This is a genomic window from Clostridium subterminale, assembly GCF_039521425.1.
Classification (GTDB): domain Bacteria; phylum Bacillota; class Clostridia; order Clostridiales; family Clostridiaceae; genus Clostridium_J; species Clostridium_J subterminale.
In genome coordinates this window covers 599,644-624,648 of record NZ_BAAACI010000006.1, presented here as the reverse complement: position 1 = coordinate 624,648, position 25,005 = coordinate 599,644, and the positions used below count along the sequence as shown (strand labels likewise).

24 protein-coding genes are annotated in these 25,005 nt (G+C 29.5%); 11 read left to right on the top strand and 13 right to left on the bottom strand.

What is annotated here, in order from left to right; all coding sequences use genetic code 11:
• Positions 1 to 205: 205 nt before the first annotated feature.
• The 4 genes from ABDZ93_RS11860 to ABDZ93_RS11845 all read right to left on the bottom strand — a co-directional run bounded on the left by ABDZ93_RS11860 (position 206) and on the right by ABDZ93_RS11845 (position 2,779).
• A complete protein-coding gene (locus ABDZ93_RS11860) occupies positions 206 to 802 on the bottom strand; it encodes an NAD(P)H-dependent oxidoreductase (protein ID WP_343826606.1) in 597 nt (198 codons plus the stop codon).
• A gap of 84 nt (positions 803 to 886) precedes the next feature.
• Positions 887 to 1,600 carry a pirin family protein gene (locus ABDZ93_RS11855; RefSeq protein WP_343826605.1) on the bottom strand — a complete coding sequence of 238 codons (714 nt, stop codon included), beginning with the start codon at positions 1,598 to 1,600 and terminating at the stop codon, positions 887 to 889.
• A 51-nt stretch (positions 1,601 to 1,651) separates the two neighbouring features.
• Positions 1,652 to 2,095, bottom strand: coding sequence for a MarR family winged helix-turn-helix transcriptional regulator (locus ABDZ93_RS11850; protein ID WP_343826603.1), 444 nt, complete (start codon positions 2,093 to 2,095; stop codon positions 1,652 to 1,654).
• Positions 2,096 to 2,302: 207 nt separating this feature from the next.
• Positions 2,303 to 2,779 carry a dihydrofolate reductase gene (locus ABDZ93_RS11845; RefSeq protein WP_343826602.1) on the bottom strand — a complete coding sequence of 159 codons (477 nt, stop codon included), beginning with the start codon at positions 2,777 to 2,779 and terminating at the stop codon, positions 2,303 to 2,305.
• A 673-nt stretch (positions 2,780 to 3,452) separates the two neighbouring features.
• On the opposite strand from ABDZ93_RS11845, the gene ABDZ93_RS20085 reads away from it, so the two are divergent.
• On the top strand, positions 3,453 to 3,536 hold the full coding sequence (locus ABDZ93_RS20085) for a putative holin-like toxin (protein WP_425544788.1): 84 nt from the start codon (positions 3,453 to 3,455) through the stop codon (positions 3,534 to 3,536).
• Positions 3,537 to 4,137: 601 nt separating this feature from the next.
• Here ABDZ93_RS20085 and ABDZ93_RS11840 read toward each other — a convergent pair.
• Entirely contained in the window at positions 4,138 to 5,865 is a 1,728-nt protein-coding gene (locus ABDZ93_RS11840) for an oleate hydratase (protein ID WP_343826601.1), read from the bottom strand.
• A 265-nt stretch (positions 5,866 to 6,130) separates the two neighbouring features.
• Between ABDZ93_RS11840 and ABDZ93_RS11835 the strand changes: the two genes are divergently transcribed.
• Complete coding sequence (locus ABDZ93_RS11835) at positions 6,131 to 7,330, top strand: DUF2812 domain-containing protein (protein WP_343826599.1); 1,200 nt, start codon at positions 6,131 to 6,133, stop codon at positions 7,328 to 7,330.
• Between the two features lie 151 nt (positions 7,331 to 7,481).
• Here ABDZ93_RS11835 and ABDZ93_RS11830 read toward each other — a convergent pair whose 3' ends face one another.
• Positions 7,482 to 7,970 (bottom strand): hypothetical protein, encoded by a 489-nt coding sequence (locus tag ABDZ93_RS11830; RefSeq protein WP_343826597.1) that lies wholly within the window; start codon positions 7,968 to 7,970, stop codon positions 7,482 to 7,484.
• Between the two features lie 89 nt (positions 7,971 to 8,059).
• Positions 8,060 to 8,518 carry a GNAT family N-acetyltransferase gene (locus tag ABDZ93_RS11825; RefSeq protein ID WP_343826595.1) on the bottom strand — a complete coding sequence of 153 codons (459 nt, stop codon included), beginning with the start codon at positions 8,516 to 8,518 and terminating at the stop codon, positions 8,060 to 8,062.
• Between the two features lie 278 nt (positions 8,519 to 8,796).
• Between ABDZ93_RS11825 and ABDZ93_RS11820 the strand changes: the two genes are divergently transcribed.
• A complete protein-coding gene (locus ABDZ93_RS11820; RefSeq protein WP_343826593.1) occupies positions 8,797 to 9,573 on the top strand; it encodes an SDR family NAD(P)-dependent oxidoreductase in 777 nt (258 codons plus the stop codon).
• A 112-nt stretch (positions 9,574 to 9,685) separates the two neighbouring features.
• On the opposite strand, the gene ABDZ93_RS11815 is transcribed toward ABDZ93_RS11820, so the two are convergent.
• From ABDZ93_RS11815 to ABDZ93_RS11805, 3 genes are all read right to left on the bottom strand, one after another.
• Positions 9,686 to 11,086, bottom strand: coding sequence for an MATE family efflux transporter (locus ABDZ93_RS11815; protein ID WP_343826592.1), 1,401 nt, complete (start codon positions 11,084 to 11,086; stop codon positions 9,686 to 9,688).
• A gap of 327 nt (positions 11,087 to 11,413) precedes the next feature.
• Complete coding sequence (locus ABDZ93_RS11810; protein WP_343826590.1) at positions 11,414 to 14,827, bottom strand: SNF2 helicase associated domain-containing protein; 3,414 nt, start codon at positions 14,825 to 14,827, stop codon at positions 11,414 to 11,416.
• 278 nt (positions 14,828 to 15,105) lie between these two features.
• Positions 15,106 to 15,753 (bottom strand): hypothetical protein, encoded by a 648-nt coding sequence (locus ABDZ93_RS11805; protein ID WP_343826589.1) that lies wholly within the window; start codon positions 15,751 to 15,753, stop codon positions 15,106 to 15,108.
• A 381-nt stretch (positions 15,754 to 16,134) separates the two neighbouring features.
• On the opposite strand from ABDZ93_RS11805, the gene ABDZ93_RS11800 reads away from it, so the two are divergent.
• Positions 16,135 to 16,599 carry a DUF2975 domain-containing protein gene (locus ABDZ93_RS11800; RefSeq protein ID WP_343826587.1) on the top strand — a complete coding sequence of 155 codons (465 nt, stop codon included), beginning with the start codon at positions 16,135 to 16,137 and terminating at the stop codon, positions 16,597 to 16,599.
• A gap of 264 nt (positions 16,600 to 16,863) precedes the next feature.
• Here ABDZ93_RS11800 and ABDZ93_RS11795 read toward each other — a convergent pair whose 3' ends face one another.
• On the bottom strand, positions 16,864 to 17,181 hold the full coding sequence (locus ABDZ93_RS11795; protein ID WP_343826586.1) for a YbjQ family protein: 318 nt from the start codon (positions 17,179 to 17,181) through the stop codon (positions 16,864 to 16,866).
• A complete protein-coding gene (locus ABDZ93_RS11790) occupies positions 17,162 to 17,386 on the bottom strand; it encodes a hypothetical protein (protein WP_343826584.1) in 225 nt (74 codons plus the stop codon). Before ABDZ93_RS11790 ends, ABDZ93_RS11795 begins: the two co-directional genes overlap by 20 nt.
• A gap of 262 nt (positions 17,387 to 17,648) precedes the next feature.
• Here ABDZ93_RS11790 and ABDZ93_RS11785 point away from each other — a divergent pair, with 262 nt between their 5' ends.
• From ABDZ93_RS11785 to ABDZ93_RS11755, 7 genes are all read left to right on the top strand, one after another.
• On the top strand, positions 17,649 to 18,320 hold the full coding sequence (locus ABDZ93_RS11785; protein ID WP_343826999.1) for a DUF969 domain-containing protein: 672 nt from the start codon (positions 17,649 to 17,651) through the stop codon (positions 18,318 to 18,320).
• Positions 18,321 to 18,334: 14 nt separating this feature from the next.
• Positions 18,335 to 19,264 carry a DUF979 domain-containing protein gene (locus ABDZ93_RS11780; RefSeq protein ID WP_343826582.1) on the top strand — a complete coding sequence of 310 codons (930 nt, stop codon included), beginning with the start codon at positions 18,335 to 18,337 and terminating at the stop codon, positions 19,262 to 19,264.
• 68 nt (positions 19,265 to 19,332) lie between these two features.
• Entirely contained in the window at positions 19,333 to 19,977 is a 645-nt protein-coding gene (gene pcp / locus ABDZ93_RS11775) for a pyroglutamyl-peptidase I (RefSeq protein WP_343826580.1), read from the top strand.
• A complete protein-coding gene (locus tag ABDZ93_RS11770) occupies positions 19,977 to 20,414 on the top strand; it encodes a gamma-glutamylcyclotransferase family protein (protein ID WP_343826578.1) in 438 nt (145 codons plus the stop codon). Before pcp ends, ABDZ93_RS11770 begins: the two co-directional genes overlap by 1 nt.
• 140 nt (positions 20,415 to 20,554) lie before the next feature.
• Positions 20,555 to 20,770 (top strand): hypothetical protein, encoded by a 216-nt coding sequence (locus ABDZ93_RS11765; RefSeq protein WP_343826576.1) that lies wholly within the window; start codon positions 20,555 to 20,557, stop codon positions 20,768 to 20,770.
• A gap of 117 nt (positions 20,771 to 20,887) precedes the next feature.
• On the top strand, positions 20,888 to 21,562 hold the full coding sequence (locus ABDZ93_RS11760) for a Crp/Fnr family transcriptional regulator (protein WP_343826574.1): 675 nt from the start codon (positions 20,888 to 20,890) through the stop codon (positions 21,560 to 21,562).
• A gap of 221 nt (positions 21,563 to 21,783) precedes the next feature.
• On the top strand, positions 21,784 to 23,481 hold the full coding sequence (locus ABDZ93_RS11755; protein ID WP_343826572.1) for a tetratricopeptide repeat-containing diguanylate cyclase: 1,698 nt from the start codon (positions 21,784 to 21,786) through the stop codon (positions 23,479 to 23,481).
• Positions 23,482 to 23,624: 143 nt separating this feature from the next.
• Here ABDZ93_RS11755 and thiC read toward each other — a convergent pair whose 3' ends face one another.
• Positions 23,625 to 24,938 (bottom strand): phosphomethylpyrimidine synthase ThiC, encoded by a 1,314-nt coding sequence (thiC, locus tag ABDZ93_RS11750; protein ID WP_343826570.1) that lies wholly within the window; start codon positions 24,936 to 24,938, stop codon positions 23,625 to 23,627.
• Positions 24,939 to 25,005: the final 67 nt, after the last annotated feature.

Below are 25,005 nucleotides of genomic sequence, written 5' to 3'. Positions count from 1 at the left end.
TGTGTGAAGGATATAATGGTGGTATTTATTCTATTTTTCTAAAATAGTTATTATTTATATATAATTATAGATATAAAAATAAGGTAAATTATATCTAATATAACTTACCTTACTCTTATTATCTATATAATGTTAATTTAAAACTACTTTTTTATTTTCCTAAACATTATAACTGTTATAGCTATGATTATATCTGTTATAAATTTTAAAATAACTTAGCAGTATCCTTAGCTATTCTTATTTCTTCTTCAACTTTCCCTTCAACATCTGCTCCAATAACATCTAAACTTTCTACAGCAATAGTCTTCATATCTTGAATTCCAAAGAATCCTAGGATTGTTCTTAAATATCTATCACCCATTTCATATGGTGCATCCCCATATTCTCCTCCTCTAGATACAATGTGTACAGCCTTTTTATCCTTTAAAAGCCCAACTGGACCTTCTGCTGTGTACTTAAATGTTATTCCAGTAACACTTACATAATCTATATAAGCCTTTAAAATTGCAGGAATACTTAAATTCCACATTGGTGCTGCAATTACATATTTATCTGCTTCTGCAAATTGATATGCATATTTTAGAATTGGGTTATTCCTACTTTCTTCAGTTTTAGCCCCAAATATTTCTCCTAGATCCTCTGGTCTTAGAAAATCTATATTTTCTTTATATAAATCTAAAGTGATTATTTCATCGCTAGAATTATTACTTCTATACTCATCTATAAAACTATCTGATACCTTAAAAGTTCTTGATTCACCCTCCTTCTTAATATTTGCTTTAATGTATAATACTTTACTCATATCTTTCTCTCCTTATTCTATCTTGTATATATCATCACACAAGACATAACTTTATTTTTATTCTTAAAATTTATATTGTATTTATCATATATATAATGCTTCTGTTTTATTCATTTCTATTATTATTAAATGTGAGTTTTCATTGGCTTTAATTCCAATGTTTTCTTCAACTATTTCTAAGGCATCTTGTTCATTTAAATGTACATTATTAATATCGGAGTTACCTTCAATTTGTACTAAGTATGCCTGCCTTCCTTTATCTACCTTAAAGTATACCTCTTTATCTCTTTCTAAATAAGTTGTATACACATTTATATCTTGATGAACATTTATAGGTACATCCTTTGAAGTGCCAGATACCATATGGAGCCAATTGTTAGTTCTCTCTTCCCAATTAAATCTATAATCTCCGTAATTAGGTTTATATCCTTTCTTATCAGGTATAATCCATATTTGAAGAATCCTTAAATCCTCATTGCTACGATTAAATTCACTGTGATATACTCCTGTGCCAGCACTCATATATTGCATTTGACCTCTATCTAGACTCCTAGTATTCCCCATACTATCTCCATGAGTTAATTCTCCTCTTACAATATAAGTTATAATCTCCATATCATTGTGGGGATGAGTGTCAAATCCTGAGTTAGCTTTCATAACCTCATCATTTAGTACCCTAAGCACACCAAAATTAATATTTGTTGGTTTAAAATATTCTGCAAAAGAAAAATGAAAATTTCCTTTTAACCATCCATAGTTACTTTTCCCCATGTTCTTACTATCTATTCTCTTTACCATAACACCCTCCATTTTATCACTAATTAGTGATATATATTTATAAAAAAATCTTTACAAATTTTTAAACTTCTTCAATATATTTTTTAGCATAATTTTTTCTTCATCCGTTAGAACACTAAAAATCCTATTAATGTTTTTAATATGTTCTGGAAAAATGTCTTCTATAATTTGTCTTCCCTTATCAGTTATAGATATTATAGCAGCTCTTTTATCTTCTGGATCTATATTCTTTTTTATTAATCCCTCCTTCTCTAAATTTTTTATAACTACAGTTATATTACCAGAAGTAGTTAATATTTTTTCTATTAACTCATATATTTTTAAATCTCCCTTATTATATAAAGCTTCTAAAACTCCAAACTGAGCAACTGTAAGTCCAGACTCCTTTATAGTTTGAAACTCCCTTTTATGAATTTCATGCTCTGCCCTAGTAAATACAACTAGTGTAGATAAATCTAATTTGTTTTCCTTAATTAATTTTTTTAAATCTTCCATAGTTTGAATTTATCACTAATTAGTGATAATGTCAATAGATAAAACTATCATTTAAAAATTTATTTAACTTATTCATATGGACGAGCTTTAATATAAAAAATAGCTAGTAAAACTTAATTTGTTTTACTAGCTACTTTAAATTATTTTATTAAAATCGGTTTAGTTTATATACTTAGATAAAATTTATATTTTCAGATTAATAATTCACTAATCTCCTTTTCTCTCATAGGTATAATAAGTATAAGGTATTTCACCCTCAATTCTCTCCTCATAAGTTTTCACAAATTCTTTTTCATTAATTTTAGGGAAATAAACATCTCCTTCAATAACTTTATCAATAATAGTAATATATATTCTATCTGTCATAGGCAATGCCTGTCTGTATATCTCTCCTCCACCAGCAATGAATATCTCCTTTTCGCTCTTTGCTAACTCCAAAGCTTCCTCGAGAGATTTAACAGTAACACAATTTTCACCTTCTATATTTTTAGTTGTTGAAACAACAATAGTTTTTCTATTAGGTAAAGGCTTTCCCTCAGCTTCATATGTTTTTCTACCTACAATTATTGTATGTCCTGTAGTTAATTCCTTAAATCTTATTTGCTCTCCTTTTATAGTCCAAGGCATTATACCTTTATTACCTATCACATTATTCTTTGTAACTGCTACAATTATTGAAATCATTTTGGTATCCTCCTACTCTCATAACTATATTAAATAGTATTATAACCTATAAATATACATTTCACCTACTACTTTTATTAAAGCTTACACTCCATTACTCCCCTTTCTCTATATACGCTACATGTAAATAAATATTATAATTGTAATACACAATAACTACAATAAATTACTCATTTGTATTTTTTAAAACTATTTATATAGTATACAGAACGATTATTTCTTAAAAATATAAATATTGATGACAAAGATTTTATATTCAGCCAATTCTCAGATGATGTAGTCAATAAATACTTATTTGATGCAGAATCGGTAACTGATATGCAATGGACAGATGAAATCATAACATTTTATATAGAGCCTGAACCTCGACTACAACACCGTTGGATTATCTTAAAGAAATCAGATGGTAAGAAAATGGTACATGAGGGTTTCATTGCTGGGATCATAAAAATTATAAAGTATTAATTAAGGAAAGTCTAAAAGATTTTCTTGATGAAGTCTCTACTTGGCAATAATTTAATGAACTATATTTATACTTTTAGGCAAGCTATATGGTAATATTATGAAATATATAGTATAATTTATATATTGTACAGTTCAATATAGTTGTGGTGGGCTACTGGTATCACTTACCTCTTTATGGGGAGGTGATAAATTGATTAACAATGCTTTAATGTTACTATTTCAAGGAGGTTTATTCCTTCTAGCATTCTTGACATTTATAGTATTGCTTATTGAAAGAATATCAAAAAAATAGTAGCCCCGTGTGCAAATGGAAGCTACTAATTTCTTTTTTAGTTTTAGTAATACCAGTTGCCTAAACAACCAGAATTGTATATAATAGGGTGCGCCAACACCCTATTTTTATTATATGCATTTTCTTTACATAATTTACTTATAAATTACTAAACATTTTCTTCATTTCTCACTTATATTATACCAAATTATTCTAAGAATATGTATATTATTTTATAAATTTATCCAATATCTTTCAACTATATTCCCATTATTCTCAGCTATCTCATTTTCAAATATTCCACCATTTGCAATTATGGTTTTTACTGAATAATTATAACTTTTCTGGTAGTTAGCTCAGTCGCTTTTGATACCCCTTTAAAATACTGATTCGCATCTAATATAATATCATTCACACATATCACTACTTTCATATAATATAAATTCTCTCTAACTAAGCTTATTCCTTTATTTTATTGTATAAGATATTAATACCATATTCAAATATAAATGTATTGACATAAAAAACTAGTAGCTTCAGCACAAATGAAGCTACTAGTTTTTTAACTTAGTGGAAATTTTTATCCATGATAGCTATTAATAAGCCAGTGGATAAGAGGTATTTATCTATAAGAAGTTTTCAAAGCTTCTTTTAGTATCTTAGGGTTCTTTTTGTATGGAGTTACTGGACAAATCTTCTTATTCTTTACATTGAATAAAGTATATACTGCAATTCTTGCTGCACGTACTGAAAATTCTTCAGTAAATACCATATCTTCTGGAATTTCAACGAACTGACTAATCATAGCAAAGTTAGTTGAACCTTCTGGTACAACCTTTGGACGATCAGACATCTTACGGGGTTGGAATTGAGAATCGATATAAGGCATCATGCATGGAATAACATTCACCACATCTTCCATAATTTCTTCTATTTGATCTTCTAAATGTAAATGATGTAAAAGCTCTATTAACATTTCTTCACCAGTACAATCACGCATTGGTTTCTTTACATAATCTCCAACTTTGTCTGTATATAATCCATATCCCCAGAAAATAGTTGTATCCATTGTTTGAGCTTTAAAGTGTGGTTGAGCTGCAACTACTATACTCATTAACCAGTTAGAATCTTTAAATGTCATCAAAGCACCACTACCTGGAATATTAGTAGAAATCTGTTCTATCAATTTTAAAAGTTTATTGCCTTTACAAGTTACAGTGAAGCTTTCCCAGTTGGTTTCATCTGGGTGATTAAAGAATGGATCTGGATTACCGAGACCTGGCTTTTTATTAGCAACTTTTCTCCAAAGCTCACCTGAAATTGGAGCACTTGGATTATAAACTGCTGGTGTATGAAGATCACCTAAAGTTGCGCTATCAGTCATGCAACCATTAGTCATGATACAAATATCACCTTCATTTAATTCTATAACTCTTTCTCCATTTCCATCTTCTACATGAATAGCTGTTACTGTAATTTCACTGCCTGGTTTAAAATCTAAATCTGTTACCGTTGCATTTATACTAAAATCAACACCATGTTCATCTAGGTATGCCTTTATTGGTAAAATAACAGATTCATATTGGTTATAAGGTGTACGTGTAACCCCTTCTAGAGTTTCTATACGAGAGAATTCAAAAATCATACGATTCATATAACGTTTTAATTCAAATAGGCTAGACCACTTTTGGAAAGCAAATGTTGTTTGCCACATATACCAGAAGTTAGTCTCAAAGAAATGAGGGGTATGACTAAACCATTGTTCTATAGTCATATCATCTAAACTTTCTTCTGGAGTAATCATTAATTTACCAAGAGCCATACGGTCTTCATTGTTAAATCCCATGCTTTTTACATCTTGAATTACACCATACTTATCTACTAAACGAGCTTGAGCATGGGTTGGATGTAAGTGGTCAAAGTTAAGTATTTCTTCTGTTACACTCTTACCTGGCATATCTAAAGATGGAATAGTTGAGAATAGCTCCCAAAAGTTTTCATAGGTTTCTTCGTTTAACATTCTACCTCCACGACATACGAAACCATTTTGTACATCTCCAGCACCATCATTACTACCACCAAGAATTCTCATTCCTTCTATTATATGAATATCTTCTCCTTTAAAGTTGCAGTCTCTTACGAGATAAGCTGCTCCTGCTAAAGAAGCCAAACCTCCTCCAACGAAATAAACTTGTTTTCCAGAATGGTCTATATATTCAAATTCTGTCTCTTGACTTTGTGATTTGTTTTTAAATTTTTTAGCTCCTAAAGTAGCTATAGTTGCTGCACCTGCTATGGCCCCTATAGCAACTAATGGATTTATACTACTTTTACTTGATTTTTTATTCATAATAATTACCTCAACTTTCTAGTTAAATTAATTAATGTAGATTCCTTATTTATTATTATAGTTTAATACAATTAAAATGTATTTATACAGATTTACCTATTTGTCTAAAAAAGTATTAAGAAATTTAAAATAATAAATGTACATTTTTTTAACTCATAACTTTTAAGGGCAAATAATAACCTTTTATTAACTTCTACTAGACTTATTGGTATAATCTATATAATATGGAATATATATCGAAACAAATTCTTAGGAGGATTTAATTTTGAGTAAATCTGTTTATAAATTTAAACCAGGCTCACCTTGGAAAATTGGGGTTACCGAAAGCTGGCTTAATGCCATGGCTAAAAAGGGACTTTTTATAGAGAAAATGGGAAAATACTTCGCAACCTTAAAAAAAGATGAACCTAGGGATATGTACTATAGAATAGAATTGTCTGAGGAAAAGGATGAATTAAGTGAAGAACAAATTAGAATGTATAAAACTCGTGGATGGACTTATATTACAAACTATAACATTTTTCATATCTTCGCATCACCCTATGAGTTCAATACCACAGAGGTTCATATTATCCCTGAAGAATATGCAAAGATGTTAAAGCCATTTTATAAAAAAGCTATAATACAACTACTTATTTCTTTAGCAATTTTATTTGCATTCTATGTAGTTATTCCTATATTTATTGCTAAAAGATACGTTAGCGTTTTAGTAAATATGAGTTTCATAGACATCCTTTCCCAAGTAATAATTATATCAACCTTTATTAATGGAATATTTGAGATTTTATATATCAGTAATCTTAGAAAGTCGCTTTTACAGGGAACCTCTGTGAATCATAACGCACCTTGGAGATTTAATTATATATCGTCTATTTTCATTAGTTCTTGTTTAATTTTACTTACAACTATCTTAATAACAATATCTTTTTCTTCACTTTTCACTGGTTATGATGATGAAAAAACTATCCCTGATGATACCTCTTCCATGGCAATTGTAAGATTGAAAGAAGTTGAAAATCCTGAAACCTTAAAAAAAACTCCAGCTCCCGCTTCTGAAGAAGTTGATTATGAGCGTCATTATAGAGAGGAAAAAACTTTTTTTGCTCCATTACAATATACCAGTCATGAATTTGGCTCTGTAATGATAAATCCTACTACCACCTATGCTAAATCCCATGATACTGGAATAAACAATGAAGTATATAAAGTAAGATTTAAATTTATGGCTGAAAAACTACTTTTTGATTTATGGAAGGGTGATGATGGTTCTAGATATGAAGATACAAAACCTCCTATATTACAAGATGATGACCTAGACTTTTTAATTGTTCATGAAACTAATAGCGGATATGAAATCTTTGCTTGCAAAGGAAAAGGGGTTATGCATGTAAACTATTTGGGACAAGAAGATGCAAATAAAGTAATATCTGTGATGAAAGAAAAGCTTTCTTTAATAGCGGAATAGAATTATTATTAAAACTTATATAGAATTTTTATATTTATAAAAGAAGATTGGCGCTTTCTTTGCAAAGTTTGAAAAAGTGTAATCTTATTAATAAAAGGACTATATGAAAATAAGTTAATTTTTCATACAGTCCTTTATAAATGATTTTATGCTAATCATTATCTACTTTTCTTATCTTAACATATTCTTCCTCTCCGGTGTCAATTGAAATTTTGATCTCCCCCTTGGCTTTATTCCCTACAAATTTAAATCTATATTTTCCCTCTGTTAATTTTATTGTTTTTTCCCCTTCTTCAGTACCTACTAATATATCCTCTACCTGTTTTTCTGGATTAATTAAAACTCCTTTAAAATCACCACTTTCAACCTTGGAATCATATTTAATAGCAATTTCACACTCTCCTTCTGATTCTATATTCCAAATTGTTTCTGAACCAGAAAACTTCCCATATTTAACGTTAATGTCATTTTTAGAACCTGATTCATTCCTACCTACATAACTATAACTATCTCCATCTCGTGCTATTTTTTCATTATTATTATAAATATCTGATTTTCCCGTATTCAATGTACAACCACTAAAAGTGCATAATAATAGCATTAAACATATTCCTAAAAGAATTTTAATTTTTAATTTCAATTCTACTCCTCCTTATAATATCTTCACTACTTCAATATATTAGTTATAGTTTCGTTGTAACACAATTATTAAGTATTTAATATAAATAATTATTTCTCTACATTATAAATTAGTCTTGGAATTTTACGTCCTACCTTCACTAGAGATTCTACCTCTCCTATTTTTACAGCTCCCATCTTTATATAAAAATCTATAGCTTCTGGACTTGTTACTATTTCAAGCTGTTTTATATTAAGATTCTTAGCATTCTCAATTACATGATTCCATAATAACTTTCCATACCCTTTCCCTATATAATTAGGGTTAATGAAAAAATACTCTAACTCCGTTTCACCAACATTCATTAAAATACTATAAAATCCTACTATAATCTGGTTGTCTTCCATTAGAAAAGTAGGATAATTACTTATATAATTTTCACTTACACCATAAGTGTTTTTAAAGCTTTCCATATACTCTTCATCATAACCCCAATATGCTTCTGAGTTTATAGCAATGTTAGTTAAAATACTAGCTTCCCCTAATTTAGCTCTACGAATATTGATCATTCACATTCCTCCTCAAAACTAACTCCTTACACTTGAGAGTATATTAAAATTATAGAATATTTTGCATGATAAATCTATAACTGCATGACAATTAATCTCTTAGGTTAGCATAATACTAATTGTAAATTAGTATTAAAGTTCCTTGTTAAATAATTAATTAATTTACAATATATTTCAGTTATGCTACTATATTATTATAGCAAGTAAATATCCATTAATAATATTTGTTTATTGATAATATTTACAAGAGATTTATATTTTAGAAAGGATTTGATGTTATGAATAATTTATTCGATCTTACAGGTAAGGTTGCCATTGTTACAGGCGCTTCTAGTGGACTAGGTGCTGATGCAGCTAAAGCTTATGCTGAATATGGAGCTAGTGTTGCACTACTTGCAAGAAGAAAAGATAAGCTTGATTATGTAGTTAAAGAAATTGAAGACAAGGGTGGAAAAGCTCTAGCAGTTCAATGTGATGTTTCTGATGAAGAAAGTGTTAAGGTCGCAGTCGAAGAAGTTATGAAGCACTTTGGACAAATTGATATCCTACTTAACAATGCAGGGGTTGCAACTGCAGGTTCTGTTGAAAATATGTCTGTAGAAGTTTGGGATAAAGTTATGGACATTAACGTTAAGGGAATTTTCTTAATGAGTAAATATGTAGTTCCTCATATGAGAGAAAGAAAATATGGTAAAATTGTTAACATAGCTTCTATAAACGCAGTTATTGCAGATAAAGATCCTTCTCTTTTCCGTCACTCCTACAATACTTCTAAAGCAGCTGTTAGAGGTTTAACTATGGGCATGGCCGCAAGTTACATGCAAGATAACATTACAGTTAATTCCATAGGACCTGGACTTTTTGAATCTGAGATGACAGAAAATACTCTATTTAAACATGAGCCTTTCCTTAGAGCTTACAATGCTATTTCTCCTGCTGGAAGACCAGGTAAAAAAGGTGAGCTTAATGGAACAATTATCTATCTTTCATCAGATGCATCTAGCTATGTAACTTCTCAACATATCCTTGTTGAAGGTGGAATTGCTATAGTTTAAAATACATGAGATGTAATTAAAACATGCTTTACAATATAAAGGCTTCTTAGTATAAAAAACTGTTAACATAATATTATGTTAACAGTTTTTTATTTATATTTAATTGAGAAACCTAAATAGCCTCTCCCATAACTTCTCCATCTTCTATGTCAGGATTGTCTAACTTCTTAATTTCATGCTTAAACATAAAATGAGTGATTATAACAGATATGAAATCACTAGTTGGTCCTGCCATCCATACTCCTGTTAATCCAAGAGTTCCTCCATTTGTAAGTGGTATCCTAGGCAGAATTATAAGACATGGTATTAAAAGTATTACTTGTCTTAATAAACTTAAGAACATAGATTTCTTAGCTTTTCCTATACAAGAGAAGTAGTTAGTTCTTATAATCTGTGGTCCTACAAAAATAATCATAGAAAGGAAAATTCTCATTCCATGCTTCGTTATTGAAAGTAGCTCTGGGTCTGAGTTAAATGACTTTACTAAAACTCCTGGAATAAGTTCTATCATTAAAAATCCTATGGTAGCAATAATTAAAGCTGCTATTTGAGGATACTTTATAGCTTCCTTAACTCTATCATATTTTTTAGCTCCATAATTATATCCTATAATAGGCTGTACTCCTTGGTTTAATCCAAAAATTGGCATAAGGATTATCATAGTTATACTATTTACTATAGTCATTGCTCCTATGGCTAGATCTCCTCCATAATTCCTTAAAGCATTATTTGATATTACTTGAACTATACTTGCTGCAATTTGCATGCTAAATGGTGACATTCCTATAGCAAATATAGCTAATATTATCTTTTTCTCTAACTTAAAGTTTTTAACTTTAACTCTCAGATTAGCGTTTCCTCTTAAGAAGAAGCTTACTCCCCATATAGCTGAAGCAATTTGAGCTATTACTGTAGCTATAGCTCCCCCTTTAACTCCCATTCCTAATGTAAATATAAATATTGGGTCAAGAATTACATTAGTAATTGCTCCTATAAGCATAGATGCCATAGCTATATTAGGACTTCCACTAGCTCTTATGGTGTGGTTTAGTCCGAAACTTAACATATTAAATATAGTACCTATGAATATAATCTGCATGTACTCTTCAGCATATACTAGTGTGCTTGAACTAGCTCCAAACATTCTTAGTATATCCTTTCCCCAGATTAATCCTATAGCTGTTATAGCTAAGCTAATGATTATAATTAAAGTAAAAGCATTTCCTAGAATCTTCTCTGCTTCTTCCTTCTTATTTTGTCCTAATCTTATGGAAATAGTAGTAGCAGTACCTATTCCAACTAACATACCAAACCCTAATATAATAGTTGATATTGGCATAGTTACTCCAATACCTGTAATTGCTAAATTCCCTACCTCTGGAATGTGCCCTATGAACATTCTATCTATAATATTATATAATGCGTTAACCAGCATACCAATAATGGCTGGTATAGAAAACTTAAGTAATAATTTTGTGATTTTTTCTTCACCTAGTGCGTTTTGTCTACCCATGTAGTATCTCCCTTCTAAATTAAATTGTCTTTCTAAGTACTAATGCAAGGTTAGAAAACTCGTAACCTTGCAAAATACTTCTTAGAATATTTATTACATAACAGATAATTAAGGTTAAGGTACCCCTTAACCTTTAAATTCTCATGTTATAAGTTTTAAGTGCTTTTTAATTTAAACATTATTTTTATAATATAATTATACTTCATACATCTTATTTTTTCAAACATTTATTTCGACATGCTAAAAATTTCATTGTCTAAAGATAATTAATTCATAATGGTACTTTTTAACTCAAACTGAGTACAATACTTTTCAGATAGAGTCTTATTATGAAAATAATTCCTCTAATTCTTTTTCACTAATAGATGATAAGACTAGCTCTGTGTGCTCTTCTCCATCTATCACTTTCTCTATGATTTCTTTTTTCTTTTCTTGAATATTATAAATCTTTTCTTCTATGGTACCCTTAGCTATAAGTTTTATTACCTCCACAGTATTCTTTTGTCCAATTCTATGGGCTCTATCCACAGCCTGTTCCTCCACCGCTGGGTTCCACCATGGGTCAAAGTGAATTACCATATCTGCTGATGTGAGATTAAGTCCTGTTCCACCAGCCTTTAAAGAGATTAAAAATATTGATGGCTCGCCCTCATTAAATTCTCTAACTAAGTTCATTCTATCTTTAGATGGAACTGAGCCATCTAAATACATAGTGTTTACACCCTTTTTATTTAACTTTTCTCTTATACTCCCTAGAATTGTAGTAAACTGAGAAAATAGTAAAACCTTATGATTATTCTCTAAAGCTTCTTCTAAGATGTCATAAAGGGCGTTATACTTTCCACTATCTCCTTTATAATTTTCTATAAAAGAAGCTGGATCACAACAAATTTGTCTAAGTCTAGTAATAAGTGATAATATCTTCATTCTACTTTTGTTAAAGCCTTTTTCCTTTATTTCCTGTTCCATCTCTTCTTTATAAGCATCTACATAAGAATAGTATAATTTTTTCTGTTCTGAAGTCATATCTACCACGATTTTATGTTCTATCTTTGGAGGTAGTTCAAGGGCTACATCCCTTTTAAACCTTCTTAAAATAAATGGTTTTATAAGCTTTAATAATTCTTCTAAAGCCTTGTCATCCTTTTCTTTTACTATAGGCAACTCAAAGTTTTTATTGAACTTCCCATGGGTTTTGAGATATCCAGGCATTATAAAGTCAAAGATAGACCAAAGCTCTGTAAGTGAGTTCTCTATAGGTGTTCCAGTCATAGCAAATTTACTTTTAGCTTGTATTGATTTAACAGATTCTGCGTTTAAGGAAGTTGGATTCTTAATATACTGAGCTTCATCAATAATACAAATATCAAATTTCATCTTTTCATAGTATCCTAAATCCCTTCTTATTAAAGCATAAGATGTAATTATCACATCATATTTTTCCATATCTTCCAATAAGACTTCTCTCTCTCCTTTACTTCCACTTATAGCTACAATCTTTAGCTCCTTAGAAAACTTTTCAAATTCCATAACCCAGTTATAAACTAAAGAAGTAGGACATACAATTAGTGCCTTATTTTTCAAATTACCTTCTTTTTTTTCTGAATTTATAAATGTTATAGCTTGAAGAGTTTTACCAAGTCCCATCTCGTCTCCTAGAATCCCCCCAAAGCCACATTGAGCTAAGGTTTTAAACCACTTAAATCCAATTACTTGATAAGCTCTTAATACCGACTCTTGTTCTTCCGGAACTCTATATTCATTACTATTTACATCTTTTATATTATCTATAAGATTTTTAAACCCTTTATTTCTTGTGATAAAACTCAATGCCCCCTTATTAATCTTATCATCTATATACAGGGACGCATACTTAGGTATTTCTACACTTCCACTAGCTAATTTTGAAATTGATATGTCAAAGTTATCAATAACAGAATAAATATCTTTAATTTCATTGCCTTGAAGTGGAATTATAGAACCATTCTTTAGTTTGTAGTATTTTTTCTTCTGTTTAATAGAAGTTAATGTTTCCTTTAATTCTTCTCTAGAAATTCCTTCAATATTAAAATTTAATTCTAAAAGATCCAAGTCATTTAGTCGAATACTAGAATTAAAAGATTTAGGCGTTAATATTTTTATCTCCTTGAAGCTGTCAGAGTAGTAGACATCTCCAACCTCGGCTAGTTCCTCCACACCATATGTTAAAAACTCCACTAAATCTTCTTCATCTTCAATATAAAAATTGTTATCTCTATTTTTAAACCCAAGTCCATAAAGCTTCTCTATAATTTTTCTTTCCTTCACTAAATCTCTAATAAGTATATCTTCACTAGTATCTTTGGATATTCCAGCTTCTATTTCATTTAATGACTTTTGATTTTCTTCTTCTATATTTTTCTTTTCATTTTTTAAGTTATAATAAAAGCTTTCCTCTCCATAATTGAATTTCACATCACAAGTTACTGTATCTTTATCCTTATCCAAATAAAATTCTGTTATTAAAGGTTCTTCTTTTATAAGCTCCTTTACACTTTCATCTTTAATAACAATTGGACTTATGCTCTTTAATTTTGGGAGAATAAAATTTGCCACATCGTTAATACTGCTTCTTTCAAAGGATATAGTATTATTTTCAGACTTTGTAAATGCTCTATGAAGTGGAATAAAATCACCTTTTTCCTTTTCAGACAATAGATATAAAGTATTATTTAGATAATAAAGTCCTGTATCTTCACAAATTACCTGTGGAACTTCTCCGTTCATATCTATATTCAGATTATCTCCCTTCATAAACATATAAAAACTAGTAGGTATACATCCTAACGAAACAGTTGTATCTTTATGATACTCTCCCTTATATTCTAAATTGATAACTTTCCTATTTTTAATTGTTAGAATGTTTTTAAGTTGACCCTCTGAAAGAAATACCCTTTTCCCACTAAAGAATACAGAACGATTAGTATATACTCTATTCATTACTTCTAAATTCAAATCATAAACTTCCTTTATAATGTTCATGATTTCCTGATCTTTATCTTTGAACATATACTTAGTATTATTATACTGAAGTTCTTTTCCAAAATTAATAGTTCCACCACTTTTATACATGCACTCCATAAGTTCACGAATATTTTTTACCACATATAACCTACTAGTTCCTACCTTTAACTCTAAATAAAAACTCTTTTTCTTACTACCATAGTGCTCATCCTCTACCACTAAAGTAACATCCATATTTAGAGATTCCTTCTCAATACCTCTAACTTCTTTATCAAAGGTACTTTTATAGGTTTCAAGAAGCTCTTCCTCTCCAGACTTAGGAATATTTATACCTCTTCCCCTTATACCTTCCTTATTTAATTTTATAAGTACAGCTCCTACATGCTTACACATATGATATTCACTAAAAGCTTCACAACTACAGTTGGGATATAATTTTAAATTTTTATTATTTATAAGCACACTAGTTTTATAATTATTTACATCATAGGCTGATTGCACTATGGCTGTAACTGATAATATATTTATAGAGTTTTCATTGACCCTTATACTTCTAACTTTATTTCTAAGGTACATATCCATGGCTCTATTATAAATAACATTTCCACATATATCCTTTATCTCTCTCAACTCTAAATCAAAATTCATTCTCATAATTCTCCTAATTAAAATTTCTTTCTTTTTCTCTAAATTTACTCCACCTTTTATTATATACCCTTTTCCACCTTTATAGCGCATTTATTTTAAAGTTATTCCTCTTTAATTTAGATTTCAATTATAAATTTACTTGCTCTAGTGTTCAAATATATAATTTTTATGGACAAAATCCTTAAATTATCCACTAATATATTAAAGTTTAACTAGGAAAATATATAACTATTTATATATGGAACTATTTAACTAGTTAAATAGTTGTTCTGTTCATGGGCGTTTGAAGGAATCTGACCTTTAAATTATTACATTAAAATGGTGAGCATGCCCTTAATATAAGCACATGCTCACCATAAATATAAGATTTAGTTTAGACCTTTATTCAAGCCAAGATTCACTATATCATTTTCATCTACGTCTTCAGTATTTAACTCAATATATATATTCCATTCTGCCATGTCTGCAGTGCCTAGTTCAGGAATTTTTCTCTCAATAGCTACAGAGATTTCATCTCCCTCTTTAATTACCTTTTTTACATTATGCCTCACAGAACCACTAGATTCATCTAGAGTTATAATAATTAAAGCTTTTTTAGTAAAAAACTCATCATCATACTTACTTATGTCCAAATAATTATTTTCACTTACGCAGGATAGCATACTTACAGCAAGACCTTTTACCTTTCCTTCATGCTCCTTTAAACATTCCTTAGATTTACAAATAGTGATAATAGGATATTTTTTACCTGAATTATAATACGGAGATCTTTCATAACTTGCTTTAAACTCTAGTTCCCTTGCAGAATCACTAGGTTTTTTAATAATTTCCCCTTTATCTTTATCTTCTGGGTTTGCTGAAGTTTCATCATCATCTTGATTTTCTGGATTCACTACTACAACAGTTTCCTCATCTTTTTCACTTTCACTTGCATTTATATTATTGCATCCTGAAAAAAGTAGGCCCGTAGTGAAAACTAAAGTACCACACAACAGTTTTAATTTATTCTTTTTCATATATATACCTCCATATTTAATATAAAATATTATTTTCCCAATTATTCCTATAATGAGCCATTATAATAATTTATTTTTCATTAACTTAAATATTATAATAATATAGTTTCAATTATATTTTAAACCTTAATATTTATATCATAAGAAATATCCTTTATTTATATACGCTAATTTATATAAAAAGATTTAAACTTTATATTTACTAATCTAATACCAATTTCCTCAGTTGTAAATCGAACATCTAATATATATTGTTTATCATTATTTTTATATTATTTAAAAATTTATTTTTAATGTTTATTATTATATTTTTATTGACAAACGATAAAAATAATATTAATATTAAGCTATAATTAAAATAATAAAGTAGAGGTAATAAAAATGGAAAAAACTATTAATGCAAAAATATTGAATATACTGGTAACCCTAGGAATTATTCTTACACTTTTAGGGCTTATCGCCACCCCTTTAATAACAACTGCTTTTTTTAAAAGTGCTCTATTGCAACCAAATAGTCCCTTGATAATAGTTATTGTAGCTTGTATATATTTATGTTCAGTTCCTTATGTTATAGCTTTAATAAAACTTAGGAAGATGTGTAATTTAATTGGAGAAAATGATCTTTTCTCTATAGATGCTACTAAATCATTAAGAATAATTTCTATATGCGCTTTCAGCGAAATAATTCTATTTAATGGATGTGCAATCTATCTTCTATGCATTTATGATGTGTTCCTATATGCTTTATCAATTATACCAATAGTTTTAGTCACATTTATATCTTTGGTGATAGGATTCATAGCTTTAAGTTCTGCACAGTTTTTAGAACAAGCTTCAAATAATTAAATTCAATATTCCTATAGCAATATGTTTACTATGACCGTATCTATATTATCTATGTGGATATTCGGAATTGGTTTTGGATATCTCCTTAGAAAATTCTTTGGCATTGAGGTTTTAGGTGCTGGATTGCCATGATTATTGACTGGATATTTAGATCTATCATGTTCATAACCTGTCTTTTTAATGATAAATGGAGAAAGAAGCAATTATTATGATAAAAAATTAAGGCTGAGTCAAAATTACTTTCTTGACTCAGCCTATTTTGCATTATTCTTCTTTAAATTTTACTGCAGTTCCATAACATATAACCTCAGATGTACCGTTCATTATTGAACTTGTTGCATATCTTATATTCACTATAGCATCAGCACCCATAGCCTCTCCTTCGTCAGCCATACGCTTTGTAGATATTGCTCTAGCTTCATTCATCATTTCTGTGTATCCTTTTATCTCTCCACCTACAACGGTTTTAAGCCCACTAAGAATATCCTTACCTATATTTTTTGACCATACTACTGACCCTTTAACCATTCCTAACATTTCTAATTTTTTTCCTTCAATGTAATTAGTATTTACTAATATCATTTTCGTCTCCCCCTTTTATTTCCTTTAATCTCTCTATCATATTATAAATAATTGCTCCTCCTAAGCCTATGGCAATTAAAAGCAAAATTATTGGCAATATTCTTATTCCACTTGCTAAAGTAGCAAATATGATACTTCCAAAATAGAAAACTGCAAATAGGAGCATCAATACTGTTATTACTATGGTAAGTATAATTTTTCCCATACTCTTATCATCTCCCTAAAAATATACTATAAATATTAATTATTCCATTTTACTAGACTAATATTATCATATTGTGACTACTAATACAATATTGGTAAAAATAGCTATTGATGCATTATTATTATATTTTATTTTTAGTCAATCGAGCTTATCTATATTTAATATTTATCATTTCTTTGTATACCTGTATACATATTTATTTTTCATAATAGTGTATAATTTAAAAAAATTATATAATTTCATGGGAGGAAGGATAATAATGATCAAATTAATCGGTATTATAATTGTTATCATTGGTTTTACGTTAAAACTTGATACTATTGCTGTAGTTCTTTCTGCGGGAGTTTTAACAGGACTTGTTGCTAACTTAAGTATTAATGAAATATTAACTATTATAGGAAAAACTTTTGTATCTCAAAGAGCTATTACATTATTCATATTAACTTTACCTGTAATTGGTATATGTGAAAGATATGGACTTAAAGAAAGAGCCGCAACTCTTATAAGTAATGCTAAATCTCTTTCTGCTGGAAAGCTTCTTAGTGTATATGCTTTAGTTAGGCAAGTTGCAGCTGCCCTTTCTATTAGAATGAGTGGACATCCTCAATTTGTTAGACCACTAGTTAATCCTATGGCACAAGGTGCTGCAGCTAGCAACTTTGGGAAAATTGATAAGGAAGATGAAGATAAAATAAAAGCTGCCGCTGCTGCTATGGACAACTTTGGTAACTTCTTTGGGCAAAACCTATTCATGGCTAGTTCCGGAGTTCTTTTAATAACTAGTACTCTTCAAGAGCAAGGCTATATAGTAGATGCCCTTGATGTAGCTAAAGCTTCCATCCCAATAGCTGTGATACTGTTTATAATGGTAGTAGTACAAAATCATATGTTAGATAAATCATTAATTAAAAAATATTCTAAAAAAGATAACTAAAGGAGGAATCGTTTATGGATATGGCAACACTATCAAATTTTTTATTGGAAATCTTTTATGCCTTAGTGGGCTTCCTGATGATTTCCCTAGCAGTTTATACATTTACAAATAAAGAGCACAAAGCTAGGATTGGAACTTCAATATTTTGGTCAATTCTAGGTATTATCTTCATAGCTGGGCCATATATTCCAGCCAATATAGTTGGTGCTTTAATTATAGTTCTAGGTTGTTTAACTGTCTCTAAGCAAGTTAAAATGCTACCTGCAAAGCCTCTTGATGGGGAATTTGCTAAAAAACAATCCGAAAAGCTTAAGAATAAAGTTTTCTTACCACCTCTAGTAATTGCAATTGTAGCTTTAGTTATAGCTCAATTTACTCCTATCAGTGGAACAGCTGCTATTGGTATCTCTGCTATTGTAGCTACTGTAATAACTTTAATGATCACAAAAGCTAGTCCAAAGTTTATTGTAGAAGATGGAGTTAGAATGCTTGATTCCGTTGGAGCTGTAAGTATATTACCTCAGCTTCTAACAGCTCTAGGTTCTCTATTTACAGCTGCTGGAGTTGGAACTGTTATTTCTAACGGTATCTCAAGCTTTATACCTGAAGGAAATATATTAATCGGAGTAGCTGCTTACTGCATAGGTATGGCTATCTTCACAATGATTATGGGAAACGCCTTCGCTGCCTTTGCTGTTATTACTGCTGGTATTGGTATACCTTTTGTATTCGCACAAGGTGCTAATCCAGTAATAGCAGGAGCACTAGCTCTTACTGCTGGATATTGTGGAACATTAATGTCACCAATGGGTGCTAACTTTAATATAATGCCTGCAGCTCTTCTAGAAATAGAAGATAAAAATGCAATAATTAAACGTCAATTTCCTGTGGCTATGATATTACTAATAGTTCACATAGCTTTAATGTATTTCTTAGCATTTTAGAATTTAGTACGAGGTTATAATTAAAGGAGGTGAACTTTAATGGAGCTATAGCTTCATTAAAGGTATATATGAAAATTTTGATAACTGGTTTTGATCCATTTGGTGGAGAACCTATAAATCCAGCGTTAGAAGCAGTTAAATTACTTCCAAATAATATTGCTGGAGCAGAAGTTATAAAAGTAGAAATTCCTACTGTGTTTAATAAATCTATAGTAGCTCTTGAAAAGTCTATTGAAGAGCATAAACCAGATGCAGTTATCTGTATCGGCCAAGCTGGTGGAAGATTTTCAGTAATGCCAGAGAGGGTCGCTATTAATATAGACGATGCAAGAATTAAAGATAACGAAGGAAATCAGCCAATAGATATAAAAATTAAAGAGGATGGTAAAAATTCTTATTTCTCTAACTTACCTATAAAGGCTATGGTTAAAAACATGATGGACAATGGCTTCCCAGCTGCAGTTTCTAATACTGCTGGAACCTTTGTTTGTAATCACATAATGTATGGACTACTTTATCTTATAGATAAAAAGTATTCTAATATGAAGGGTGGATTTATTCACGTTCCATATATACCAAACCAAGTGATTGCAAAACCAAATACACCTTATATGAATCTTAAGGATATTTCAAAATGTCTTGAACTTTGTATAGAAGCACTAGTTAATAATGCTGATGAAGATATTAAAACTATAGGAGGTACAATCTGCTAATGATGCACCCAACGGAAGAGAAAAAAGTATTTGTATATGGTAGCTTAAGAGAAGGCTTTTTTAACTATGATAAATACTTAAAAAATAAAGTATCATCTGCTTCTCTAGGAGAAGTAAACGGAAAGCTCTTTCATCTTTCACATAAAGGATATCCTGCTCTACTTGAAGGAAAAGATACTGTTATTGGAGAAATTATGGAAATAAAGGATTTCTATGAAAATATAGTTCCTTTAGATGAAATGGAAGGATATTTATCATTTGAAGATGTATCAAATAATGAGTATATAAGAATTATTATGGATGTTAAAAACCTCTATACCAATACTATGGAAAGTTGCTATGTATACAAATATGTAGAGTTTAATGATAAAGACTTTAATCAACATGCAATTCATGTTCCTCATGGTGATTGGAAAAAATATATGAATAACTTATAGTAATTTAAATAAAAAAATCTATCACGTATTTGATAGATTTTTTTATTATGATAAACTAAAGGTATATTTAATTTTATTAACATAATATCTTCAATAACCATAATATATAAAATAGTAATTAAGTATTTTAAGGTGAGTTTATGTGTTGTAACCTAAGTCCCGAAGAATTAGTTTTAGCAGCTGCTATACTATCTATATATATAGCTAAAAATAGAACTTCTGATGAAATTGACCTTTTAGGAAATCTTTTTCAAGCTATAGGTACCAACCTCTCAGTTATTGCTACTGTCACTCCACAAAATGAACCTAATGATAACAACGAAAATAATACCAGTGATAAAAGTGATAAAATTTAATTATAAAATAATTTCTATAATATGAATGGTTATATTAACCTTTAAATGTTTATCTTATTAAATTTAGTATAAAATATTAACCATAACTCTATTACATTGAAAAGGATGAATTAATATATGTATGAAGAATACTTTAAACACATTCCACAAGAAAAAATGAGAAACTTTTTTTTAGAAGAGCTTGCTCCTCTAGGCATTATAAAACATTATAAAAAAAATGAACATATAGATTACTTTCCTGGCGCTAAACTGTCAATAGTTATTGAAGGAAAAGTGAAAGTCTGTATCTTTACTAAAAAGGGTGTTGAAAAAATTTTATTTTTTTTAATACCGGGAGAAATATATGGTGAAGAAAGTTTATTTCACTCTCACATAGGAATTACCCCAGTTACATTAGAAAATACCTCAATCTCATTTATCGATAATGAAACTTTAAATAATTATTTAAGTAGTAACCCTAAAAATTATGAGTATTTACTTCAAAGCATATTAAGAAAATATCAAATCTCTTTGTTTCAAATGGGAGATCTCTTAAAGCGATCACCCCGAGCTCAAATTTGCTCTACTCTTTATCGGATTGTTGCTCAAACTATAGAAAACTATCCAGACTCTAATAGTCCAATTGAGCTAAGTTTTCCTCTTACCCATGAAGCTCTAGGAAATTTAATTGGCTGTTCTAGAGTCACCGTTACTAGGGTTCTTAATGAGTTGAAATCTCAAGGAATCTTAGCAAGCACCTCTAAAAAAATAATTATATTAGACTTTGAAAGATTAAAAAAATATTGTGATTAATATTGAATAAATCGTCTATTTTATATAACCTATATTTTTATTCAATTTATTTAAATTTTCCAATAAATACTTTAATATCGCATAGATTTATATTATTTTTCATTTGATTTTATGTTATCATACTATTGTAACCATTTAATTAAAAATCTGTTAGTTACACAGTTATAAGTTTAAATTAAAATTATAATTAAATTTATTCTAAGAAAAGTAGGTTGTTTAGTATGAATAATAACACAAAAGAACTTTTTAAACTTATTGATGAGGGAAACTCTATTGTACATAGCGATCCTAAAAAAGCATATGAAATAATAACAAAAGCGTTTAAGTTAGCTGAAGAACTTAATAATAAATCTGCAATAGCCTATTGCTTTATCAACTTTGCCTTAACCTACAGAGCATTATCTGATTTTCCCAACTGGGTAAATTGGGGTCATCGAGCTCTCAATATATTTATGGAATTAAATGAAGAACAAGGCATTGTTTTAGCTTTAAACCTTTTAAGTTGTGCCTATTTTCATGCTGGGCTTTATGAGGATTCTTTAATAAATTGTCTTAGAGTTTTAGATTTGTGTGTTGATGACAAACATAGCTTTATTCACATCTGCTCTCTTAATAATATGGCAGAGATTCATAGGATAACTACCCAATATAATAAAGCTCTAAAATATTATGATAAAGCTTTAGCTAAATCTAGAAAATTTAATTATCCTTCACTCTCTGCCTCTATTTTGTTTAATATAGGACAAGTTCTCCTTGAGCAGAGTAATTATGATAAAGCTTTAAATACTTTTTTAGAAAGCTATGATATGGCTCTTAATTTTAATAATTTTATAATTCTTGGTGAAATAGAAAATCATATTGGTTTAATTTACTTTCAAAATAAACAGTTTGATAAAGCTATGGAATATTATAGTAAGTCTTTAGAACACTTAGAAAAAGTTAGTAATAAATTCTACAGCATAGATTTATACTTTAACATAGGGTTTTTGAAACTTTCTACTTCCTCTAGTAATGCTAGTGATTATTTAGATAAAGCTATAGAACTTGCTGAAAAGCTTAATTGCAAAGCTAAGCTTAGTAAAATTCATTTAAGACTTTCCAAGTATTATGAATCCTTAGGAGATTTTAAAACAGCCTTAGAATATTATAAGCAATATCATTTTATAGAGGATGAAGTCTCTTCATCTACCATAGCATCAAAACTAGGAATTATAAGAATTCAATGTAATCATGCTATAGAAGCCGAAGAATTAGAACAAATTAAAATAATAAATCAAAAACTAGAAATGGAAATAGAATCTCAAAATAAAAGATTGCAGCATATGAAAAATGAAAATAAGAACTTAAGATTTAAGGCATTAAAAGATTCTCTTACTAAAATTTCAAATAGACATGCTATTGACCAAATGTTTAGTAGACTATGGAAATACTCTAAACTAAATAAAAATAATATGGTTTTATTCATGATAGATGTAGATAACTTTAAATTATATAATGATCACTGGGGCCATATGCAAGGTGATAAGTGCCTTACTAGTATTGCTCAGTGTTTAAAAGAGATCTCTACATCCCGTCACGATTTTTGTGGTAGATACGGTGGAGAAGAATTCATATACTTTGCTGAAGATCTGACCTATGAAGAAGCTATTGAACTAGGTAATCTAATTAGTTGTAAAGTTAAAGATTTAAACATAAAATCTACTAATGATAATTCTGTAATTACTGTTAGTATAGGTGGTGTCTATGGAAGCCTATCTTCTCTTAAATCAACAGACTATATGATTGAAATTGCAGATAAACAATTATACATCTCTAAAGAATCTGGAAGAGATAAAGTTACATTAATAGACACCTTAGGTGATAAATTCACTAAATGTTCAATAGATTCAATTAACTTAATAGCTTCAAATATATATTAATAGTATAAACTTTAAAGTAATTATTCTTTATAGTATTAAATCTATCTAACATAAAGATATATATAAAAAAGGACAACCTTAAAATCACTAGCTTTCAAATACTAATGAAAGCTTAATTTTTAAGACTGTCCTTTTATTAATTATTAATCGTCTTCTCTTAAAAGATTAATATCTTTTCCACTTAGAATCTTATTCATATTTCTCATTGAGCACATTTTACCACACATAGTGCAACTATCTTCATGATGTGGTGTAGACTCTTTCCTATATCTCCTTGGTTTTTCCTCATCTATAGCTAAAGTAAACATCTTTTCCCAATTAAGTTCTTGTCTTGCCTTACTCATTTCGTTATCCCACTGTCTTGATCCTTTAATTCCTTTGGCAATATCTGCTGCATGCGCTGCTATCTTAGCTGCCACTATACCTTCCTTCATATCGTCTAAATTTGGAAGTCTTAAATGCTCTGCTGGAGTTACATAGCATAAAAAGTCTGCTCCATAGCTTGCTGCAATAGCTCCACCAATGGCAGAAGTTATATGATCATAGCCCGGAGCTACATCTGTAACCAAAGGTCCTAAAACATAGAATGGTGCTCCATGGCAAAGTCTCTTTTGAAGTAACATATTAGCTTCAATTTCATTTATTGCCATATGTCCTGGACCTTCAATTATAACTTGTACATTTCTCTTCCACGCCCTTTTAGTAAGCTCCCCCAGTACCATAAGTTCCTTAATTTGTGAAGCATCTGTGGCATCAGCTATTGAGCCTGGTCTACATGCATCTCCTAAGCTTAAAGTTAAATCATATTTTTCACATATATCTAAAAGTCTATCAAAATACTCATAGAATGGGTTTTCTCTTTGATTTAATTCCATCCAAGCAAATAAAAGAGATCCTCCCCTTGAAACTATATTAGTAAGCCTCTTATTTCTTTTAAAAGTATTTATAGTTTCCCTATTTAATCCAGCATGGATAGTTACAAAGTCTACTCCATCTTGTGCATGCTTTTCTACCACTGTAAAGAATTCGTCTACAGATATGTCCTTAAGTTCCTTATCATAAAAACCAACTACATCATACATTGGTACTGTTCCAATCATGGCTGTTGACATCTCTACTAATTTTTCTCTAAACTTTGCAGTCTTTCCATAGTTAGAAAGATCCATAATAGCTTCTGCTTTCATATCTAAGGCAACCTTTACCTTTTCCATTTCTTTATCTATGTCGTCACAGTCCTTAGATATACCTAAATTTACATTTATTTTAGTTTTAAGTCCTTGTCCTACTCCCTGTGGTACAAGAGATTTATGATTTTTATTAGCAGGTATAGCTATCTTTCCTTTCGCTACTAAAGCTCTTAACTCTTGAACATCCATATTCTCTGACTTAGCAACAATATCCATCTCTCTTGTTACAATGCCTTTTTTAGCAGCATCCATTTGTGTTGTAAAATTCATACTTTTTCCTCCTTAAGTACAATAATTATTTAATTTAATAATATAGCGCCTTTATTTAGGAGAAAAT

Bases quoted from the DNA above. Each gene is read 5' to 3' on its own strand.
- ABDZ93_RS11800 (WP_343826587.1), top strand. From the start codon at position 16,135: ATGGAAAAAACTATTAATGCAAAAATATTGAATATACTGGTAACCCTA.
- ABDZ93_RS11815 (WP_343826592.1), bottom strand. From the start codon at position 11,086: ATGGGTAGACAAAACGCACTAGGTGAAGAAAAAATCACAAAATTATTA.
- pcp (WP_343826580.1), top strand. From the start codon at position 19,333: ATGAAAATTTTGATAACTGGTTTTGATCCATTTGGTGGAGAACCTATA.
- ABDZ93_RS11820 (WP_343826593.1), top strand. From the start codon at position 8,797: ATGAATAATTTATTCGATCTTACAGGTAAGGTTGCCATTGTTACAGGC.
- ABDZ93_RS11810 (WP_343826590.1), bottom strand. From the start codon at position 14,827: ATGCGCTATAAAGGTGGAAAAGGGTATATAATAAAAGGTGGAGTAAAT.
- ABDZ93_RS20085 (WP_425544788.1), top strand. From the start codon at position 3,453: ATGTTACTATTTCAAGGAGGTTTATTCCTTCTAGCATTCTTGACATTT.
- ABDZ93_RS11780 (WP_343826582.1), top strand. From the start codon at position 18,335: ATGGATATGGCAACACTATCAAATTTTTTATTGGAAATCTTTTATGCC.
- ABDZ93_RS11825 (WP_343826595.1), bottom strand. From the start codon at position 8,518: ATGATCAATATTCGTAGAGCTAAATTAGGGGAAGCTAGTATTTTAACT.
- ABDZ93_RS11770 (WP_343826578.1), top strand. From the start codon at position 19,977: ATGATGCACCCAACGGAAGAGAAAAAAGTATTTGTATATGGTAGCTTA.
- ABDZ93_RS11850 (WP_343826603.1), bottom strand. From the start codon at position 2,095: ATGGAAGATTTAAAAAAATTAATTAAGGAAAACAAATTAGATTTATCT.
- ABDZ93_RS11795 (WP_343826586.1), bottom strand. From the start codon at position 17,181: ATGATATTAGTAAATACTAATTACATTGAAGGAAAAAAATTAGAAATG.
- thiC (WP_343826570.1), bottom strand. From the start codon at position 24,938: ATGAATTTTACAACACAAATGGATGCTGCTAAAAAAGGCATTGTAACA.
- ABDZ93_RS11760 (WP_343826574.1), top strand. From the start codon at position 20,888: ATGTATGAAGAATACTTTAAACACATTCCACAAGAAAAAATGAGAAAC.
- ABDZ93_RS11765 (WP_343826576.1), top strand. From the start codon at position 20,555: ATGTGTTGTAACCTAAGTCCCGAAGAATTAGTTTTAGCAGCTGCTATA.
- ABDZ93_RS11755 (WP_343826572.1), top strand. From the start codon at position 21,784: ATGAATAATAACACAAAAGAACTTTTTAAACTTATTGATGAGGGAAAC.
- ABDZ93_RS11840 (WP_343826601.1), bottom strand. From the start codon at position 5,865: ATGAATAAAAAATCAAGTAAAAGTAGTATAAATCCATTAGTTGCTATA.
- ABDZ93_RS11790 (WP_343826584.1), bottom strand. From the start codon at position 17,386: ATGGGAAAAATTATACTTACCATAGTAATAACAGTATTGATGCTCCTA.
- ABDZ93_RS11805 (WP_343826589.1), bottom strand. From the start codon at position 15,753: ATGAAAAAGAATAAATTAAAACTGTTGTGTGGTACTTTAGTTTTCACT.
- ABDZ93_RS11855 (WP_343826605.1), bottom strand. From the start codon at position 1,600: ATGGTAAAGAGAATAGATAGTAAGAACATGGGGAAAAGTAACTATGGA.
- ABDZ93_RS11845 (WP_343826602.1), bottom strand. From the start codon at position 2,779: ATGATTTCAATAATTGTAGCAGTTACAAAGAATAATGTGATAGGTAAT.
- ABDZ93_RS11860 (WP_343826606.1), bottom strand. From the start codon at position 802: ATGAGTAAAGTATTATACATTAAAGCAAATATTAAGAAGGAGGGTGAA.